The organism is Neobacillus sp. MER 74, from assembly GCF_023714155.1.
This window is the reverse complement of sequence record NZ_JAMAUV010000068.1, coordinates 1-552: the sequence shown is the minus strand read 5'-3', so window position 1 is coordinate 552 and position 552 is coordinate 1. Positions and strand designations below refer to the sequence as shown.

At 50.2% G+C, this 552-nt stretch carries 4 tRNA genes and 1 rRNA gene; all 5 read left to right on the top strand.

From position 1 onward, the window contains the following. Positions 1–10: 10 nt before the first annotated feature. Positions 11–127: ribosomal RNA gene (gene rrf / locus M3610_RS27485) — 5S ribosomal RNA — on the top strand. A 9-nt stretch (positions 128–136) separates the two neighbouring features. Next, positions 137–212, top strand: a tRNA-Val gene (locus M3610_RS27480). A gap of 21 nt (positions 213–233) precedes the next feature. Then, a tRNA-Thr gene (locus M3610_RS27475) sits at positions 234–306 on the top strand. A gap of 10 nt (positions 307–316) precedes the next feature. Beyond that, positions 317–392 (top strand) — tRNA-Lys (locus tag M3610_RS27470). Between the two features lie 35 nt (positions 393–427). After that, positions 428–512, top strand: a tRNA-Leu gene (locus tag M3610_RS27465). Positions 513–552 lie beyond the last annotated feature (40 nt).

Below are 552 nucleotides of genomic sequence, written 5' to 3'. Positions count from 1 at the left end.
AACCAAATAGTCTGGCAGCAATGGCGAGAAGGTCACACCCGTTCCCATACCGAACACGGAAGTTAAGCTTCTCAGCGCCGATGGTAGTTGGGACACGCGTCCCTGTGAGAGTAGGACGTTGCCAGGCTGAATATATGGAGGATTAGCTCAGCTGGGAGAGCATCTGCCTTACAAGCAGAGGGTCGGCGGTTCGATCCCGTCATCCTCCACCATATTTACCTTTCAAACATTACGCCGGGGTAGCTCAATTGGTAGAGCAACTGACTTGTAATCAGTAGGTTGGGGGTTCAAGTCCTCTCGCCGGCACCTTTAGTACGAGCCATTAGCTCAGTTGGTAGAGCATCTGACTTTTAATCAGAGGGTCGAAGGTTCGAGTCCTTCATGGCTCACCATAGTTTTTTACGAAAGCGAAATAACTTTCGATAATGCGGGTGTGGCGGAATTGGCAGACGCACCAGACTTAGGATCTGGCGCCGCAAGGCGTGGGGGTTCGACTCCCTTCACCCGCACCAAGTTTTTTTACGAAGTAAAATAAACAAAGTTGTTTGCAAT